We start from the raw sequence: 16,884 nt of genomic DNA on the forward strand, positions 1-16,884 counted from the left end.
GCTTTCGACCTTGTGGTGGGATTCGATCGTCGCCTCCCGCGCGCCGATCGATCCGGTCATGATCTGGAATTCCAGGTCGGCGAGGCCGACCTGCGAGCCGATCTCGCGTTCCCATTTCTTCATCAGTTCGAGCACGGTCTGCTTGTGCCCGAACTTGGCGTCGATCTGCCATCTGGCGCTGAACATGGACGGCTCACTCGTCCCAGGCCTGCACGACGGTCTGCCGTGCGATCCGCCCGTTCTTCATCTCCAGCATGGCTGCCGCGAACACTTTCGTGCCGTCCGGATAGGTGCAGGCCTGGGTGAAGGCAAGGCTGTCGCCATCGGCGATCGTGGTATCGACCTTGTGGGTCATCGCCCGGCTGCAGATGTCGTCCCAGAACGTGCTGATCGCTGCGCGCCCGCGGATTTCGCGCGGCTTGCTCGGTGGGTTGTTACGGTCGATCACCCGCACCAGCGCGTCGTCCGCATAGAAGCTCGACAGCATCTTTCCATCACGGCCTTCGATCGCCTTCTTGATCGCCGCGCCGTCTACGCTCTGTGTCTTGGTCAGCATTTTCTTGTCCTCCATATGCCCGTCTTCGCGATCGGGCGGTCGATGATCATGATGCTGCCGGGCGCTTATCGCCGGGCAGGGATTTCCTCACTGCGACTTGGCCTTGACGGCCGCGAACACGTCGTCGGTCTGCTTCTTGAAGGTCGCGAGATCGACCTGGCTGCCGTTGAGCATCGTCGACCAGTGGCGCACGATCGCGGCCATCGCCACCGCCTCCTTGATCTCCTCGTCGCTGGCGCCGTTGAGCTTGGCCGCCTCGGTATGGAAATAGATGCAGTATTGGCATGGGATCTGCGCGGCGACGGCGAGCCCCAACAGTTCCTTGGTCTTGCCGTCGAGCGCGGTCTTCGGATTGAGCTGCACGCCCTTGATCTCGGCCCAGGCGCCGGCCACGGCCACATCCGGCAAGGTCTTGAACATGTCCGGCACCGAGCCGAGCGTCGCCTGGATGTCCTTGTAGGCGGCTGTCGCAGACGCGTCCTCGGCCTTTGCGGGAGCTATAGCGAACAACGCTCCAACACCTGCCGCAATAACCAGCGATCCGAGTGTCCGGTTTGACTTCAGCATTTGATCCTCCCTTGGCAGGCCTTTCCGGGCGACATCCGCCTGGCCCACATGGAGAATTGATAGCGCCTGCAGGCCACGCGCCGCTTCGCCCGAAAGCGCCATGGCTCCTATGGCCCGTCCGGGCCAGTGTGCCTTGCGGAAAATGCCGCTGCCGCGGCCCGCGACGGCAGGTCCAGCTTGAGCAGTATATTGGCGACGTGGCGCTTGACCGTGTGCTCGCTCAGCCCGAGCTCGGCGGCAATCGCGGCATTGCTCTTGCCATCGGCAATCAGGCTCACAACTTCGCTCTCGCGCGCCGTCAGCGAAGCCGGCTCCGTCGCCCTGGCCTTGGGACGGCAGGCCGGTTCCAGATGCTGTTCGGACATCGCCAGCACGAGCGCCAGCGGCTCGTCCAGTTCATCGATGCTGATACGGCCGGCATCGGCGAAATGGAGCCCTGAGCCGGCCGCCAGCTCCGCGACCAGCCGCGATGCCAGGATGTCGCCGCGCCCGGCATGAGCAGCGAGTTGCATCGTCACGCGAGCTGTCAGCCCTTCCGGCGATCCGCGCAACTCGACCTCGCCGACATGCGCCCCCTGCGCGCTCGCTACGCCGATGTCCTGCGCTGCGTCGCGCAACGCCGCTGCGCATCGCAAGGCGCGCCCCGGTCCGTCGAAACGTGAAATCATCACTTCGCCAGGCGTTTCCACGCAGCGCCCGCCATGGCGTCCGACAAGGGTTCGCCATGTTTCCTGGAAGCGCTGGCTGCGTTCGCTCCACATGCGGTCGCCGAGCCGCGCCGTGTCATGGATGCGTGTCACCAAAAGCGCCGCCAGCACGCGCTCCGCTTCCGCCACGGCGCGCTGGCCGGTCAGGAATTCCTCGATCAGGTCAGCCACCCGATCGACATCGCCGGTCCAGATCGGATGGTCGCGCCCGGGGATTTCCGCCAGCCGCGCATTTGGGATGGTCTTGGCCAGGAAGCGGCTGGCGTCGGGATCGACCCGCACATCGTTGCGGCGATGGATCAGCAGCGTTGGCGCGCGGATTGCCGCGAGCACGCCGCGCACGTCGATCCCGGCGTTCATGCGCGCCAGTGCGCCCGCTGCGGTCGGGCTTGCCGACAACCGCTCGAAGCGCGCCCACCATTGGGTGAAATGCGGGTCGTCGATCCGGCCCGGCGCGAAGCTGGGCAAGGTGGCACCCGTGCCCCATGACGTTTCAGCCGTCTCGATGAAGGCCTCGAGGCGTTCCGGCGGCATCACCCATTTGTGGAAATGCGCATAGCCGCCATAGAGCGCCAGCGCCCGCGTCCTTTCCGGATAGGTGGCGGCGAACAGCATCGCCATTGGCGCGCCTTCCGAGGCGCCAAGCAGTGCGGCCCGGCCGCTGCCGGTCGCGTCCATCACGGCACGCACATCGTCCATGCGCGTTTCGAGGCTGGGCAGGTGGTGCGCGTCGACGCGGTCGGACAGTCCCGTGCCGCGCTTGTCGAACAGGATCAGCCGCGAGAATGCCGAAAGCCGCTTCAGCAGCCGGCTGTAGCCTTCGTCTTCCCAGTGCAGCTCGAGATTGGAAATGAAGCCGGGCACGAAGACGAGATCGAACGATCCCTGCCCGACCACCTGATAGGCGATCCGCACATCGCCGCTACGGGCATATCGGGTCTCGATCGGCCTCAAGAGGTTGCGCCCCGGCCTGACGACTTCTGGTCGTCAAACCATAGCAGAACAGCCTGATCGCGGCAGTTCAAACTTTAGCGATGGAAAATATAGGCGCGGTGCCTCGCCGCTATTTTTGCGAAGCGGCGACGTCGGCCGGGGAGGCCTCGAGCCCGAGTCGGAGGTCGGCCTCGGCCGGCGTGATCGGTCGCCTGATCTTGGCCGAGGCGGCGACCACCAACTCGTTGAAATTCTCGGTGCCGCCGTCCAGCAAATCGAACAGCTGCCGCCGCATCCTCGGCTCCCAGAACTTGTTGATATGCTCGGCGACGCCGGCAATGCCTTCCTCGCGCGGCTTGGAATGGAAAAAATCGGCGATCTGGTTTGCCATGCGCACCAGCTTCTCGCTGGTGCTCATGATGTGTTCTTCGTCATGCGACATGCTTGGCAACTCCGCAAACCACCCGGTCGGGGTGGGTGAAAATATCGAAATCATCGCCGCGAACCAGCGCAACCAGTGTCATCCCGGCGGCCTCCGCGGTGCGGATGGCCAGCGCGGTCGGCGCCGAAACGGCGATGATGATTGCGGCGCCGATAGCCGCCGTCTTCTGCACCATTTCGACCGAAACGCGCGACGTCACCACCACAGCGCCCGTTGAGCCGTCGATGCCGGCTTTCGCCAACGCACCTGCGAGTTTGTCGAGCGCATTGTGGCGGCCGACATCCTCACGCGCCATGACGATGCCCTTGTCCGGCATATAGAAGCCGGCGGCGTGCACGGCTCCGGTCTCCGTGTGCAGCGGCTGCACTTTCGACAAAAGCTTGACCGAGCGGACGATATCGTCGGCATCAAATGTAAGCGTCGACGAACCGACCGCGTCGACCGAACGCATCGCTTCCTCGATCGATTCGATGCCGCACAGGCCACAACCAACCGGACCGGCCAGTCGTCTGCGCCGCGCTTCGAAACGCGTATTAGCGCTGTCCTTCAACCGGATCTGGATATCGATGCCGGCGCCATGATCCTCGACCTCGATGGCTTCGATCTCGTCAGGCTTGGCGATGATGCCTTCGGTCAGCGAGAAGCCAAGCGCGAAATCCTCGAAATCGGCCGGGCTTGCCATCATCACCGCATGGGTGGTGCCGGCAAACGAGAACGCCACCGGCGTCTCTTCCGGCACCATCCGGTTGGCAGCCGTCGTCCCGCTCGCGCGACGCGCCAGCCGCGAGACCTGCGTCGTGGCTTTGCGGCGCTCGCTCAAGACTACTCCGCCGCTTGCAGCGAGGCGATGCGCCGGCTCTGCTTGGCCTGTTCGTCATAGTCGCGCTGCCATTCCGACGGGCCGTTGGAGGCGCCGACCTGCACCGCCGTCACCTTGTATTCCGGGCAGTTGGTCGCCCAGTCGGAGAAGTCGGTGGTGATGACGTTGGCCTGCGTGTCCGGATGATGGAAGGTCGTGTAGACCACGCCGGGCGACACCCGGTCGGTGATCAGCGCGCGCAACGTCGTCTCGCCTGAGCGGCTTGTCAGCCGGACCCAGTCGCCGTCGCGCAGTCCGCGATTCTCCGCATCGTGCGGGTGGATCTCCAGCCGGTCCTCGCTGTGCCACATGATGTTGTCGGTGCGCCTGGTCTGCGCGCCGACATTGTACTGCGACAGGATGCGGCCGGTGGTCAGCAGCAGCGGGAAGCGCGGGCCGGTCCTTTCGTCCGTTGCCACATATTCGGTGCGGATGAACTTGCCCTTGCCGCGCACGAAACCATCGATATGCATGATCGGGGTGCCGAGCGGTGCCTTCTCGTTGCAGGGCCATTGCACGGATCCGACACGGTCGAGCAACTCGAAGGAGACGCCGGCGAAGCTCGGCGTCGTCTGGGCGATCTCGTCCATGATCTCGGAGGGATGCCGGTAGTTCCAATCCAGCCCGATCGCCCGGGCAAGCTCCTGCGTCGCCTCCCAATCGGCGTAGCGCGCCTTCGGCTCCAGAACCTTGCGCACCATGTTGATGCGACGCTCGGCATTGGTGAAGGTGCCGTCCTTCTCGAGGAAGGTCGAGCCCGGCAGGAAGACATGCGCGTAGTTCGCCGTCTCGTTGAGGAAGAGGTCATGCACGACGACACATTCCATGGCAGCCAGACCGGCGGCGACATGCTTGGTGTCGGGATCGGACTGCAGAATGTCTTCGCCCTGGATGTAGATGCCTTTGAAGCTGCCGTCGACGGCGGCGTCCAGCATGTTGGGGATGCGCAGGCCGGGTTCGTCGTCCAGCTTCACGCCCCACAGGCTTTCATAGATGTCGCGCACGGCTTCGCCGGAGATGTGACGGTAGCCCGGCAGTTCGTGCGGGAACGAGCCCATGTCGCAGGAGCCCTGCACATTGTTCTGGCCACGCAGCGGGTTCACGCCGACGCCCGGCCGGCCGATATTGCCGGTGGCCATGGCGAGGTTGGCGATCGCCATCACCGTGGTTGAGCCCTGGCTGTGTTCCGTCACCCCGAGGCCGTAATAGATCGCACCGTTGCCCCCGGTAGCATAGAGACGCGCCGCGCCACGGATTAGCTCCGGATCGACGCCGGACAGTTTGCCAACGGTTTCAGGGCTGTTTTCCKGCAAGGCGACGAACGATGCCCAATCCTGGAACTCCGCCCAGTCGCAACGTTCGCGAATGAAGGCCTCGTTGAAAAGACCCTCGGTGACGATCACATGCGCCAGCGCCGTCAGCACCGCCACATTGGTGCCGGGCTTCAGCGGCAGGTGATAATCCGCTTCAACATGTGTCGACTTGACCATCTCGGTGCGACGGGGATCGAGCACGATCAGCTTGGCGCCCTGACGCAGCCGCTTCTTCAGCCGCGAGGCGAACACCGGGTGGGCCGAAACGGGATTGGCACCGATTATGACGGCAACGTCTGTGTAGTCGACGGAGTCGAAATCCTGCGTGCCGGCCGAGGTGCCATAGGTCTGGCCGAGCCCGTAGCCCGTCGGCGAGTGGCAGACGCGCGCGCAGGTGTCGACATTGTTGTTGCGGAAGCCCTGCCGCACCATCTTCTGGACGAGGTAGGTTTCCTCGTTGGTGCAGCGCGACGAGGTGATGCCGCCAATCGCGGTGCGGCCGTACTGATACTGGATACGGCGGAATTCTTTGGCCGTGTGGGAAATAGCCTCTTCCCAGGTCACCTCGCGCCAGGGGTCGGTGATCYKTTCGCGGATCATCGGCGASRAGATGCGGTCCTTGTGGGTGGCGTAGCCMYARGCGAAMCGGCCCTTSACRCAGGAATGRCCSTSGTTCGCCTKGCCCTCCTTGTAGGGCAYCATGCGGATGACCTCGTCATCCTTCACTTCGGCCTTGAACGAGCAGCCAACGCCGCAATAGGCGCAGGTGGTGACGGCCGAGCGCTCCGGCAGGCCTTTGGCAAGGACTGTTTTTTCGCGCAGCGCATCGGTCGGACAGGCCTGCACGCAGGCGCCGCAGGACACGCATTCCGAATCGATGAACGCCTCGTGCATTCCCGCCGAAACCCTCGATTCGAAACCACGTCCTTCGATGGTCAGCGCGAAGGTGCCCTGCACCTCTTCGCAGGCCCTCACGCAGCGCGAGCAGACGATGCATTGCGTGGGATCATAGGTGAAATAGGGGTTGGATTCGTCGCGTGCGATGTAATCGACCGTCAGCGAGCCATGGCCGGGTGCCACGCCGTTTTCCTGCTTGACGTGGTTGCGGCCCTCGATGCCGTAGCGGTTCTCGGTCAAGCCGATCGACTTCGCCACCATGTCGAACTCGCTGGCTCCGGTTCCGGCCGTCTCGTTCCAGCCGGTCGGATGGTCGGAGACGTAAAGCTCCATGACGCCGCGGCGAATGGCGTCAAGCCGCCCGGACTGCGTATGCACCACCATGCCTTCGCCGACAGGTGTCGTGCAGGACGCTGGCGTGCCGCCGCGCCCTTCGATCTCGACGAGGCAGACACGACATGAACCGAAAGAGTCCAGCATGTCGGTGGCGCAAAGCTTCGGGATCTCGACCCCGCCTTCCATCGCGGCACGCATGATCGAGGTGCCTTCCGGAACGGTGATGCTGCGGCCGTCGACGCTCAGCGTGACCTGCTTCTGCGCCTTCGATTGCGGGGTTCCGTAGTCGATCTCTTCGACGAGTGATGGGAAGTCGGCCTTGATGTTCATCTGCCAGCTCCTATTCAGCAGCCACGCGCACGGGCGCCGGCTTGAAGTCGTCGGGGAAATGCGTGATCGAGCTCATGACCGGGTAAGGCGTGAAGCCGCCCAGCGCACAGAGCGAGCCGAACTTCATCGTGTTGCAGAGGTCGGTGACCAGAGCGAGGTTCTTCTCCGGCTCGATGCCCGCGGCGAGCTTGTCGATGGTCTCGACACCGCGCGTCGAGCCGATGCGGCAGGGAGTGCACTTGCCGCAACTTTCGATGGCGCAGAACTCCATGGCGAAGCGTGCCTGTTTCAGCATGTCGGCAGTGTCGTCGAACACCACGATGCCGGCATGGCCGATCAGCCCGTCCTTGGCCGCGAAGGCTTCATAATCGAACGGCGTGTCGAACAGCGCGCGCGGGAAATAGGCGCCGAGCGGTCCGCCGACCTGCACCGCCTTGACCGGGCGTCCCGTCGTCGTGCCGCCGCCGATGTCGTCGACGATCTCGCCCAGCGTCATGCCGAAGGCCGCTTCGAACAGGCCGCCATACCTGATGTTGCCGGCGATCTGGATCGGGATCGTGCCGCGCGAGCGGCCCATGCCGAAATCCTTGTAGAAGGCCGCACCCTTGTCCATGATGACGGGCACCGAGGCCAGCGAGATAACGTTGTTGATCACCGTCGGCTTGCCGAACAGCCCCTTATGCGCCGGCAGCGGCGGCTTTGCGCGGACCATGCCGCGCTTGCCTTCGAGTGAGTCAAGCAGCGCCGTCTCCTCGCCGCAGACATAGGCGCCTGCGCCGACCCTGATCTCCATGTCGAACGCATAGGGCGAACCCAGCACATTGGCACCAAGCACGCCGGCCTTGCGGGCAACCTCGACGGCTTTGTTCATCATCGCCACCGCATGCGGATATTCCGAGCGGACATAGACAAAGCCTTTGGTCGCACCCGTGGCGATTCCGGCGATCGTCATGCCTTCGATCAGCACGAAGGGGTCACCCTCCATGATCATGCGGTCCGCGAAGGTACCGGAGTCGCCTTCGTCGGCGTTGCAGACGATGTATTTACGGTCGCCCACGGTATCGAGCACCGTCTTCCACTTGATGCCGGTCGGGAAGCCCGCGCCGCCGCGCCCGCGCAGTCCGGATTCGGTGACTTGGGCGACAATGGCGGCGGGCGTCAATGCCAACGCGTTCGTCAGCCCATTCAAGCCGCCATGCTTCTTGTAGGATTCGAGCGACAGCGGATCGATGACGCCGCAACGCGCGAAGGTCAGCCGCGTCTGCTTGGCCAGGAAGGGGATTTTGTCCGGCGCGCCCAGCCAGCGCTTGTGAGGGCCGCCGGTGAGGAAGCCGCTGTCGAACAGGCTTTTGACGTCGGATGGCTTGACCGGGCCATAGGCGACGCGGCCGTTGGCGGTCGCAACTTCGACCATCGGTTCGAGGAAATAAGCGCCGCGCGAGCCGTTGCGCACGATCTTGGCTTCGATGCCGCGCTCCGCCAGTTCACTTGCGATCGCCTTGGCGACCTTTTCGGCGCCCAGCGCCAGTGCACCGGAATCGGCGGGAATGTAGATACGCGGGATCATGAGCGCACCTCGGCAACGATCTCGTCGAGCTTTTCGTCATCGAGCCGCCCGATCACTTCGCCATCGAGCATGGCGGCGGGCGAACAGGCGCACAGGCCGAGACAATAGACCGGCTCCAGCGTCACCGAACCGTCGCGGGTCGTCTCGTGGAAGCCTATGCCCAGCAACTGCTTCAGTTTGGCGGCGATGGCGTCGGAACCCATCGACTGGCAGGATTCTGCTTGGCAGACCTTCAGCACATGCCGGCCGGCCGGATGGCTGCGGTAATCGTGATAGAAGGTGACAACGCCGTGCACCTCGGCCCTGGAGATGTTCAGCGCCTCGGCGATGACTGGCAGCGCATCCTGCGGCACATGGCCGAACTCTTCCTGGATGCCGTGCAGGATCGGCAGCAGCGGGCCTTCGAGGCCTTTCAGTTCCTGGATGATCGCGGTCGTGCGCGATGTGATCTCGGTACTTGCAGGCTGCATTGGCATGCAGCGCCCTCCCTGGTCGATAGCTTTTATCGCTAAGTCTTTACAAAATCAGAGGAAACCCTCGGAATCAATAAAGCTGTTTCGTTGCTCGATAGAAATTTTCTATCGAGCTTGGTCAGCCGCTATTATCTAGCCTAGCGGCGGGCGTGGAAATCGTCCGCCAGCGCCATCGCCTCGTCCAGCAGCGCCGAGACCAGTGGCGTGTGCGGCTCGCGCGGCGCAGCCACCAGGCCGACCGTGTGGCTGGCGTCCGGCTCGACGATCGGAATGGCCCGGATCGGTTCGGAAAAGCCGAATGTTTCCGCCAGGTTGAGCGGCATGATCGATGACCATTTGCCGGTGCGGATATGCGAAAACAGCACGATCATCGAATTGGATTCGAGTGTCGGCCGCACCTGCACCCCGGCCTCGGCCAGGTGCTGGTCGATGATGCGGCGGTTCTGCATGTCCGGCGTCAGCAGGCAGAGCGGCAGGCTGCTAAGCTCTGCCCATGTCACTTTGTCGCGGTCGGAATAGGGATTCCCCACCGCGGTGATCAGTTGATAGCGCTCGTCATAGAGCGGCACGCTGGTGACGCGCCCCAGCGGCTCGTTGTCGAGATAGGTGATGCCGGCATCGATGTCGAAATTGCCGAGCAGCGACAACACTTCGATGGAGGTCCGCGACAGCACCGAAAAGGTCACGCCGGGATGTTTTGCCCGAAAGGGGGTCGTCAGCCGCGCCACCATGGCCAGGGCGGTCGGAATTGCGGCAATGCGGATGCGACCAGACAGGCCGTGGCGCGCCGCCCGCATCTCTTCTCTCATGGTGCGGGTGTCGCCGACGATGCGACGCGCCCAGACCAATACTTGCTTGCCTTCGGGCGTCAGCCCCTGGAAGCGCGAGCCGCGCAGCACCAGCATCACGCCGAGCTGGCCCTCGAGCTGCTTGATGCCGGCCGACAGCGTCGGCTGGGTAACCCCGCACACTTCCGCCGCCCGGCCGAAATGCTCTTCCCTGGCCAGTGCGATGAAGAATTCCAGCTTGTCGATCATGGACGGAAGCTAGAGCATTTTGGCGTCCGCATAAATGCAACAGAACAAAAGCTTAGAACAAACCGCCGGCTCCAGGAAAACCGGCCAGGAGTGCCTGTTCCGGATCATGCGCCCGCCGCCTCTTCGAAAATGCGCAATAGCCTATTTGTCGACAAGGTTCAGGATGTTGCCGTCGGGATCCTTGAACCATGCCACCTTCATGCCGTAGCCGACATGCACGTCGCCCTCCAGCGTCAGGCCGGGCATCTCATAGTGCTCGAATGCGACACCCTTCGACCTCAACGACTTGACGATGGTCCCGATCTCGTCGCCGACTGTCCAGGTCACCGCCGTCGCCTTGTTGGTACCTGCGAATTGCGAATGATAGACATTGATCAGCGTGTCGCCGCTTTTGTAGACGATCAGTTCGCCACCCATATCATCCACCTGCTTGAGGCCCAGCGTCCCTTCGTAAAAGGCCTTTGCCCTGGCCAGGTCTTTCACCGCCACATTGGCCGTTGCGTTGCTGTTTGCGAGCATGATCGTCTCCTTCCCTGATTGCTCAACTCGATTGATTGCTCATGTCGATCCTTGAAATAGATCAGAGGGGCCGTTTGGCGATCGCCGGTTCGCAAAATGCCGGCTGCTCCGACACCGCCCGTCGTTTTTGCGGGCACACCAAGGCAGCTATTGCTCCACGGCTTGGTTCTGTCCGGAAACTGCACTATCTCAGGCCAAAGCTTGCATAAGGAAGAACTGATGTCCGTCACCAAGGAAATCGTCACCGAGCGCCTGAAGACGGTCAATGGCCCGGATTTCACCGGCAACATCGTTGACCTTGGCATGGTTTCCGAGATTTTCATCGCCGATTCCAAGGTCTTCTTCTCGATCACCGTTCCCGCCGCTCGCGCCCAGGAGATGGAACCGCTGCGGGCTGCTGCCGAGCGCGTCGTCAAGGCTATTCCCGGCGTTGCCGGTGCCGTCGTTGCACTGACGGCGGAAAAGAAAGGCGGCGGCATGGAAGCGCCGGTTCCATCGCGCCCCGCACCCAGGCCAGCGCCGCCGGCTGCCACCGCGCCGCGTGCCGCTTCGCACGCTCCGGCTTCGCACAGCCAGGGCAGGCGTGGCGTGCCAGGCATAGAAGCGATCATCGCCGTCGCTTCCGGCAAGGGTGGTGTCGGCAAGTCGACCACGGCCGTCAACATCGCTCTTGGCCTCGCCGCCAATGGTTTGCGCGTCGGCGTGCTCGACGCCGACATCTATGGCCCGTCTATGCCGCGACTGCTCAACATCCACGGCCGGCCGCAGACCGTCGACGGCAAGATCCTGAAACCGATGGAGAATTATGGGCTTAAAGTGATGTCGATGGGCTTCCTCGTCGATGAGGAGACACCGATGATCTGGCGCGGTCCGATGGTGATGTCGGCGCTGACGCAGATGCTGCGCGAGGTCGAATGGGGCCGGCTCGACGTGCTCGTCGTCGACATGCCGCCCGGCACCGGCGACGCACAACTGACCATGGCCCAGCAAGTCCCATTGGCCGGCGCCGTCATCGTCTCGACGCCGCAGGATCTGGCGCTGATCGATGCACGCAAGGGCCTCAACATGTTCAAGAAGGTCGACGTGCCGCTGCTCGGCATCGTCGAGAACATGAGCTATTTCATCGCTCCCGATACCGGCAAACGCTACGACATCTTCGGCCATGGCGGCGCGCGCCGCGAAGCCGAGCGTCTGGGCGTCACCTTCCTTGGCGAGGTGCCGCTCGAGATGGGCATTCGCGAAAGCTCGGATGCTGGCACGCCGGTGGTTGTCTCGAAGCCCGACGGCGCCGAAGCAAAGATCTACCGGGATATCGCTTCGAAGGTTTGGGACCGGATCAATGAAGAGCGTGGTGCGGCCGCGGATGCGGTGCCGAACATCGTGTTCGAGTAGTTTTTCGTTCGGTAGGCGCCGCCCCTCATTGTCCTGCCGGACATTTCTCCCCGTATCGTGACGGGGAGAAAGACACCGTCCTTGATGATTTCTCCAATCACCAGCGTGGGAGGAAGGGTGCCGACGTTGCGGCCAGTTCCCTTCTCCCCGTCACTATACGGGGAGAAGGTGCCGGCAGGCGGAGGAGGGGTAGCGCTGGCCTCAGAGAAGCTAGGCGTCGTTCGAGCGAGGACGTAACCTAAGCCGCGCCAACCTTCTCGCCGAAGCTGGAAAAAAACTGTCCGGCCAGTTTCTTCGAGGTCGATTCGATCAGCCGGCTGCCGAGCTGCGCGATCTTGCCGCCGACATCGGCCTTGGCCGCGTATTTCAAGACCGTGGTATCCGGTCCATCTTCGGTCAGCGTCACGTCGGCGCCGCCCTTGGCGAAGCCGGCGATGCCGCCCTTGCCTTCGCCCTGGATGGTGTAGGAATGCGGCGGCTTGAGGTTCTTGAGCGTCACCTCGCCGTTGAACGTCGCCTTGATCGGCCCGATCTTCACCACCACGGTCGCCGCCATCTCGGTCGGCGACTTCATCTCCAGGCTCTGGCAGCCAGGAATCGTAGCCTTCAAGACCTCGGGATCGTTCAGCGCTTCCCACACTTTTTGCAAGGGCGCGGCAATGCGCTCCTCGCCTTCGATCACCAAAGCCATGAAAACCTCCCTGACACGATTGATCGAAGCCGTAACGCACGGCTGCATGCATGTCTATCGCACCAAAGTCCGGATGCGACCCTGCGCCCTCTTGCCTGCTCCCGCGCGTTGCCATATCGATTTGTCTTACAAATACGGAGACCACGATGGCAGGCGCCCCCACCAGGAAGAAAAAATTTCGCTCGCAGGAGTGGTTCGACAATCCCGATAATCCGGGCATGACGGCGCTCTACCTGGAGCGCTACCTCAACTACGGCCTGACGCGGGCCGAACTGATGTCCGGCAAACCGCTGATCGGCATCGCCCAGACCGGTTCGGATCTCTCGCCCTGCAACCGGCATCACATCGAGCTGGCCAAGCGCGTGCGCGAAGGCATCGTCTCGATGGGCGGCATTCCGTTCGAATTCCCGTGCCATCCGATCCAGGAGACCGGCAAGCGCCCGACCGCCGCTCTTGACCGCAACCTTGCCTATCTCGGCCTGGTCGAAGTGCTATACGGCTATCCGCTCGATGGCGTCGTGCTCACCATCGGCTGCGACAAGACAACGCCGGCCCTGCTGATGGCGGCGGCCACCGTCAACATCCCGGCGATCGCGCTGTCGGTCGGCCCGATGCTCAATGGCTGGCACAAGGGCAAGCGCACCGGCTCCGGCACCATCGTCTGGGAATCGCGCCAGCGCCTGTCGGCCGGCGAGATCGACTATGACGAGTTCATGGACATCGTCGCCTCTTCGGCGCCGTCCACCGGCTACTGCAACACCATGGGCACCGCCACGACGATGAACTCGCTGGCGGAGGCGCTTGGCATGCAATTGCCGGGCTCGGCCGCCATCCCCGCACCTTACCGCGAGCGCGGCCAGATCGCCTACGAGACCGGCAAACGTATCGTCGACATGGTGCATGAAGACCTCAAGCCGTCCGACATCATGACGAGAGAGGCTTTCGAGAACGCCATTGTCGTCAATTCGGCAATTGGCGGCTCGACCAACGCTCCTATCCATCTCAACGCCATCGCCCGCCATCTCGGCGTCAAGCTCGACAATGACGACTGGCAGACGGTCGGCCTCAATGTGCCGCTGCTGGTCAATTTGCAGCCGACGGGCGAATATCTGGGCGAGGACTACCATCATGCCGGCGGCGTGCCGGCGGTCATCGCCGAACTGATGAAGGGCGGGCTGTTGCCGCATCCGGGTGCTCGCACGGTCAACGGCAAGTCGATCGGTGAGAATAGCGAGGGTGTCGCCAACGAGAACACTGACGTCATCCGCTCCGTTGCCGCGCCGCTGAAGGCCAATGCCGGCTTCATCAACCTCAAGGGCAATCTGTTCGATTCCGCGATCATGAAGACCAGCGGCATCTCGCCCGAATTCCGCGAGCGCTATCTCTCCAATCCGAAGGATCCCGAGGCTTTCGAAGGCAACGCCATGGTCTTCGACGGGCCCGAGGACTACCACGCCCGAATCGACGATCCGGCGCAAGGCATCGATGAACACACGATCCTGTTCATGCGTGGCGCCGGCCCGATCGGCTATCCCGGCGGCGCCGAGGTCGTCAACATGCAGCCGCCGGCCTATCTGATCAAGAAKGGCATCCATGCGCTCGCCTGCATCGGCGACGGCCGCCAGTCCGGCACGTCGGGTTCGCCGTCGATCCTCAACGCCTCGCCGGAAGCCGCCATCGGCGGTGGGCTGGCGCTGCTCAAGACGGGCGACCGTGTCCGCATCGACCTGCGCAAGGGCACGGCCGACATCCTCGTCACCGACGCCGAGATCACCCGGCGGCGCGCCGAACTTCAGAACAATGGCGGCTATGACTATCCCAAGCACCAGACACCTTGGCAGGAGATCCAGCGCGGCATGGTCGCGCAGTTTTCAGAGGGAATGGTGCTGGAGCCGGCGGTGAAATACCAGGATGTCGCGCACACCAGGGGCGTCCCCAGGGATAATCACTGAGCGAGCATCTGTTCGTAGATGCTTACATAAACGACAAACGGCGGCTTGATCCGGATCAGGCCGCCGCCATCCTTGACAAGCCCGCGCGATGCATCCACCATCATGGCAAGGGGTGTATCGCGACGACCCCGTGAGGCGTCAGCCCAACGTTCGCGTCCAAGCTTCTTTTTCCAGGAGGTGGACGCCATGCCGTCAACAACCGCTATCACCGTATCGCAGTTATCCCGTCTGATCGGTCTGCCAGGGGCGCCTGTCATCATCGATGTCCGTATCGATGAAGACTTCGACGCCGATCCACGCCTTCTGCCGGCCTCAAGCCGGCGCGATTTCAAGACTGTTTCGACCTGGGCCGCCGAATTCGCCGGCAAGCCAGTGGCGGTCGTTTGTCAGAAAGGGTTGAAACTCTCGCAAGGTGTCGCCGCATGGCTGCGCCATGAGGGCATTTCCGCCGAAAGCCTCGACGGTGGGTTCGAAGCCTGGCGCGATGCAAGGGGACTTCTGGTTCGCACTGACACCTTGCCTTCGCGCGACGAAAAGGGCCGCACCGTGTGGGTGACACGAGCCCGCCCGAAGGTGGATCGCATCGCTTGCCCCTGGCTGATCCGGCGTTTCGTCGATCCCCATGCGATCTTTCTGTTTGTCGAGCCGGCCGAAGTTCTTGCCGTGGCCGATCGCTTCCAGGCAGTGCCTTTCGACATCGACAATGTGTTCTGGAGCCATCGCGGCGAACGCTGCACCTTCGACACGATGATTGAGGAGTTCGGGCTGGAATCCGAGGCGCTCGATCGCCTTGCCCTGATCGTGCGCGCGGCCGACACCGCAAGCCTCGATCTTGTTCCTCAGGCTGCCGGCTTCCTGGCGGCTTCGCTTGGCCTATCACGTATGTTTCGCGACGACCTGGAACAACTGGAAGCGGGCATGCTGCTCTACGATGCGTTCTTTCGTTGGTGTCGTGACGCCACTGAAGAAACGCACAACTGGCCCAGTACAGGCGCGGGCAAACCGTCATGAGCGCGCTTGAGTCGCATGACACGATGGTCCAGGGCCCAGCTGCGCCGACGTTCGCCGAAGCCATAAAACTCTGGGCAAAAATCGGACTGCTCAGCTTCGGTGGGCCGGCCGGGCAGATCGCATTGATGCATAAGGAACTGGTCGAGGAGCGGCGCTGGATCGGCGAGCAGCGTTTCCTGCATGCGCTGAACTATTGCATGCTGCTGCCTGGCCCCGAAGCCCAGCAACTCGCCATCTATGTCGGTTGGCTGCTGCACAGGACGATCGGCGGCCTTGTCGCCGGCATCCTGTTCGTGGTGCCGGGCGCGCTCGTAATGCTCGTCCTGAGCAGCCTCTACGTGCTCTATGGCGACGTGCCGCTCGTCGAGGCGCTGTTTTTCGGGGTGAAGGCGGCGGTGCTTGCCATTGTCATCGAGGCGGTGATCCGGATCGGACGGCGTGCCCTGAAGAACAGGGTCATGGTGTCGATCGCCGTCTCGGCTTTCATCGCCATCTATGCGTTGAATGTACCGTTCCCGCTCATCGTCCTGCTCGCGGGCCTAACGGGATGGCTGGGAAACCGCATTGCTCCGGCGCTGTTTTCCGGCTCGGCACATGGCAAGGACGGTATTGCCGATAGCAAGGGAGCGGTCGACCTGATGTTCGAGCGCGGCGAACTGGCCCACATCAGGCCGACGAAATGGCATGCGCCGCGCACGATTGCGATCTGGCTGCCGATCTGGTTCGGGCCTGTTCTGCTGATCTGGTGGGTTACCGGCTCTGCAAGCGTCTGGACCGAGATCGGCCGGTTCTTCAGTCTCATGGCTGTCGTCACCTTCGGCGGTGCCTACGCGGTGCTCGCTTATGTCGCCCAGGCAGCCGTCCAGTCCTTCGGCTGGCTCGCTCCCGGTGAAATGGTCGACGGTTTGGGCCTTGCCGAAACGACGCCGGGTCCGCTCATCCTGGTGTTGCAGTTCGTTGGCTTCATCGCCGCGTTCCGCCATCCCGGCTCGCTGGACCCGTTGCTTGCCGGATCGCTGGGGGCGTTGCTGACCCTGTGGGTTACGTTCACGCCCTGCTTCTTCTGGATATTCCTCGGTGCGCCCTATATCGAGGCCCTGCGCGGCAACAAGGCCTTATCGGCGGCACTTGGCGCGATCACCGCCGCTGTKGTCGGGGTGATCATGAATCTGGCTCTGTGGTTCGCCCTGCACGTCATTTTCCATGAGGTACACGCGCTGGGCCTCGGCATGAATGTGCCGGTATTTTCGTCGATCGACTGGCGCGCGGCGCTGCTTTCCTTTGCCGCCATGATCGCTATCC

The 16,884-nt window shown here is 63.1% G+C and carries 16 protein-coding genes and 1 pseudogene; 4 read left to right on the forward strand and 13 right to left on the reverse strand.

Annotated features, from left to right (window positions below; translation table 11 throughout):
- From ACXJ7R_RS09925 to ACXJ7R_RS09975, 11 genes and pseudogenes are all read right to left on the reverse strand, one after another.
- Window positions 1-186, reverse strand: a pseudogene (locus tag ACXJ7R_RS09925) (hypothetical protein); the annotation flags it as partial.
- Window positions 187-193: 7 nt separating this feature from the next.
- Complete coding sequence (locus ACXJ7R_RS09930; protein ID WP_457151681.1) at window positions 194-556, reverse strand: nuclear transport factor 2 family protein; 363 nt, start codon at window positions 554-556, stop codon at window positions 194-196.
- A gap of 87 nt (window positions 557-643) precedes the next feature.
- Window positions 644-1,123, reverse strand: coding sequence for a carboxymuconolactone decarboxylase family protein (locus tag ACXJ7R_RS09935; RefSeq protein WP_095082637.1), 480 nt, complete (start codon window positions 1,121-1,123; stop codon window positions 644-646).
- A gap of 107 nt (window positions 1,124-1,230) precedes the next feature.
- The gene (locus tag ACXJ7R_RS09940) at window positions 1,231-2,784 is read right to left on the reverse strand and encodes an alpha/beta fold hydrolase (protein WP_457151682.1); all 1,554 of its coding nucleotides are present in this window, start codon (window positions 2,782-2,784) and stop codon (window positions 1,231-1,233) included.
- Between the two features lie 109 nt (window positions 2,785-2,893).
- Entirely contained in the window at window positions 2,894-3,205 is a 312-nt protein-coding gene (locus ACXJ7R_RS09945) for a formate dehydrogenase subunit delta (protein WP_457151683.1), read from the reverse strand.
- The gene (gene fdhD, locus ACXJ7R_RS09950; RefSeq protein WP_457151684.1) at window positions 3,195-4,025 is read right to left on the reverse strand and encodes a formate dehydrogenase accessory sulfurtransferase FdhD; all 831 of its coding nucleotides are present in this window, start codon (window positions 4,023-4,025) and stop codon (window positions 3,195-3,197) included. Before fdhD ends, ACXJ7R_RS09945 begins: the two co-directional genes overlap by 11 nt.
- A 2-nt stretch (window positions 4,026-4,027) precedes the next feature.
- Window positions 4,028-6,940, reverse strand: a complete 2,913-nt coding sequence (gene fdhF, locus ACXJ7R_RS09955) for a formate dehydrogenase subunit alpha (RefSeq protein ID WP_457151685.1) — start codon at window positions 6,938-6,940, stop codon at window positions 4,028-4,030.
- A gap of 10 nt (window positions 6,941-6,950) precedes the next feature.
- Entirely contained in the window at window positions 6,951-8,507 is a 1,557-nt protein-coding gene (locus tag ACXJ7R_RS09960; RefSeq protein ID WP_457151686.1) for a formate dehydrogenase beta subunit, read from the reverse strand.
- On the reverse strand, window positions 8,504-8,983 hold the full coding sequence (locus ACXJ7R_RS09965) for a formate dehydrogenase subunit gamma (protein ID WP_095082625.1): 480 nt from the start codon (window positions 8,981-8,983) through the stop codon (window positions 8,504-8,506). The genes ACXJ7R_RS09960 and ACXJ7R_RS09965 overlap by 4 nt, the downstream gene beginning before the upstream one ends.
- A gap of 134 nt (window positions 8,984-9,117) precedes the next feature.
- The gene (locus ACXJ7R_RS09970; RefSeq protein WP_095082623.1) at window positions 9,118-10,017 is read right to left on the reverse strand and encodes a LysR family transcriptional regulator; all 900 of its coding nucleotides are present in this window, start codon (window positions 10,015-10,017) and stop codon (window positions 9,118-9,120) included.
- A 141-nt stretch (window positions 10,018-10,158) separates the two neighbouring features.
- Window positions 10,159-10,536 (reverse strand): VOC family protein, encoded by a 378-nt coding sequence (locus ACXJ7R_RS09975; RefSeq protein WP_095084288.1) that lies wholly within the window; start codon window positions 10,534-10,536, stop codon window positions 10,159-10,161.
- Window positions 10,537-10,752: 216 nt separating this feature from the next.
- Between ACXJ7R_RS09975 and ACXJ7R_RS09980 the strand changes: the two genes are divergently transcribed.
- Window positions 10,753-11,928 carry an Mrp/NBP35 family ATP-binding protein gene (locus ACXJ7R_RS09980; RefSeq protein ID WP_457151690.1) on the forward strand — a complete coding sequence of 392 codons (1,176 nt, stop codon included), beginning with the start codon at window positions 10,753-10,755 and terminating at the stop codon, window positions 11,926-11,928.
- Between the two features lie 238 nt (window positions 11,929-12,166).
- On the opposite strand, the gene ACXJ7R_RS09985 is transcribed toward ACXJ7R_RS09980, so the two are convergent.
- A complete protein-coding gene (locus ACXJ7R_RS09985) occupies window positions 12,167-12,619 on the reverse strand; it encodes an SRPBCC family protein (RefSeq protein ID WP_184877311.1) in 453 nt (150 codons plus the stop codon).
- Between the two features lie 146 nt (window positions 12,620-12,765).
- Here ACXJ7R_RS09985 and ACXJ7R_RS09990 point away from each other — a divergent pair, with 146 nt between their 5' ends.
- On the forward strand, window positions 12,766-14,571 hold the full coding sequence (locus tag ACXJ7R_RS09990) for an IlvD/Edd family dehydratase (protein ID WP_457151687.1): 1,806 nt from the start codon (window positions 12,766-12,768) through the stop codon (window positions 14,569-14,571).
- Here the strand turns inward: ACXJ7R_RS09990 and ACXJ7R_RS09995 are convergent.
- Window positions 14,565-14,759, reverse strand: coding sequence for a hypothetical protein (locus ACXJ7R_RS09995; protein WP_457151688.1), 195 nt, complete (start codon window positions 14,757-14,759; stop codon window positions 14,565-14,567). The genes ACXJ7R_RS09990 and ACXJ7R_RS09995 overlap by 7 nt on opposite strands.
- Here ACXJ7R_RS09995 and ACXJ7R_RS10000 point away from each other — a divergent pair.
- Together ACXJ7R_RS10000 and chrA are read left to right on the forward strand one after the other, a co-directional pair.
- On the forward strand, window positions 14,758-15,582 hold the full coding sequence (locus ACXJ7R_RS10000) for a chromate resistance protein ChrB domain-containing protein (RefSeq protein ID WP_457151691.1): 825 nt from the start codon (window positions 14,758-14,760) through the stop codon (window positions 15,580-15,582). The two genes, ACXJ7R_RS09995 and ACXJ7R_RS10000, sit on opposite strands and share 2 nt — an antisense overlap.
- Window positions 15,579-16,884: chromate efflux transporter (chrA, locus tag ACXJ7R_RS10005; RefSeq protein WP_457151689.1), on the forward strand; the 1,306-nt coding region annotated here is incomplete at its 3' end. The genes ACXJ7R_RS10000 and chrA, both read left to right, overlap by 4 nt.

The sequence above is a fragment of the Mesorhizobium sp. P5_C1 genome, from assembly GCF_054049815.1.

What these genes read in the sequence shown, in the direction of transcription:
- ACXJ7R_RS09995 (WP_457151688.1), bottom strand. Translation starts at nt 14,759, where the DNA reads ATGGCGTCCACCTCCTGGAAAAAGAAGCTTGGACGCGAACGTTGGGCT.
- ACXJ7R_RS09930 (WP_457151681.1), bottom strand. Translation starts at nt 556, where the DNA reads ATGCTGACCAAGACACAGAGCGTAGACGGCGCGGCGATCAAGAAGGCG.
- ACXJ7R_RS09970 (WP_095082623.1), bottom strand. Translation starts at nt 10,017, where the DNA reads ATGATCGACAAGCTGGAATTCTTCATCGCACTGGCCAGGGAAGAGCAT.
- ACXJ7R_RS10000 (WP_457151691.1), top strand. Translation starts at nt 14,758, where the DNA reads ATGCCGTCAACAACCGCTATCACCGTATCGCAGTTATCCCGTCTGATC.
- ACXJ7R_RS09960 (WP_457151686.1), bottom strand. Translation starts at nt 8,507, where the DNA reads ATGATCCCGCGTATCTACATTCCCGCCGATTCCGGTGCACTGGCGCTG.
- ACXJ7R_RS09935 (WP_095082637.1), bottom strand. Translation starts at nt 1,123, where the DNA reads ATGCTGAAGTCAAACCGGACACTCGGATCGCTGGTTATTGCGGCAGGT.
- ACXJ7R_RS09975 (WP_095084288.1), bottom strand. Translation starts at nt 10,536, where the DNA reads ATGCTCGCAAACAGCAACGCAACGGCCAATGTGGCGGTGAAAGACCTG.
- ACXJ7R_RS09985 (WP_184877311.1), bottom strand. Translation starts at nt 12,619, where the DNA reads ATGGCTTTGGTGATCGAAGGCGAGGAGCGCATTGCCGCGCCCTTGCAA.
- ACXJ7R_RS09945 (WP_457151683.1), bottom strand. Translation starts at nt 3,205, where the DNA reads ATGTCGCATGACGAAGAACACATCATGAGCACCAGCGAGAAGCTGGTG.
- ACXJ7R_RS09965 (WP_095082625.1), bottom strand. Translation starts at nt 8,983, where the DNA reads ATGCCAATGCAGCCTGCAAGTACCGAGATCACATCGCGCACGACCGCG.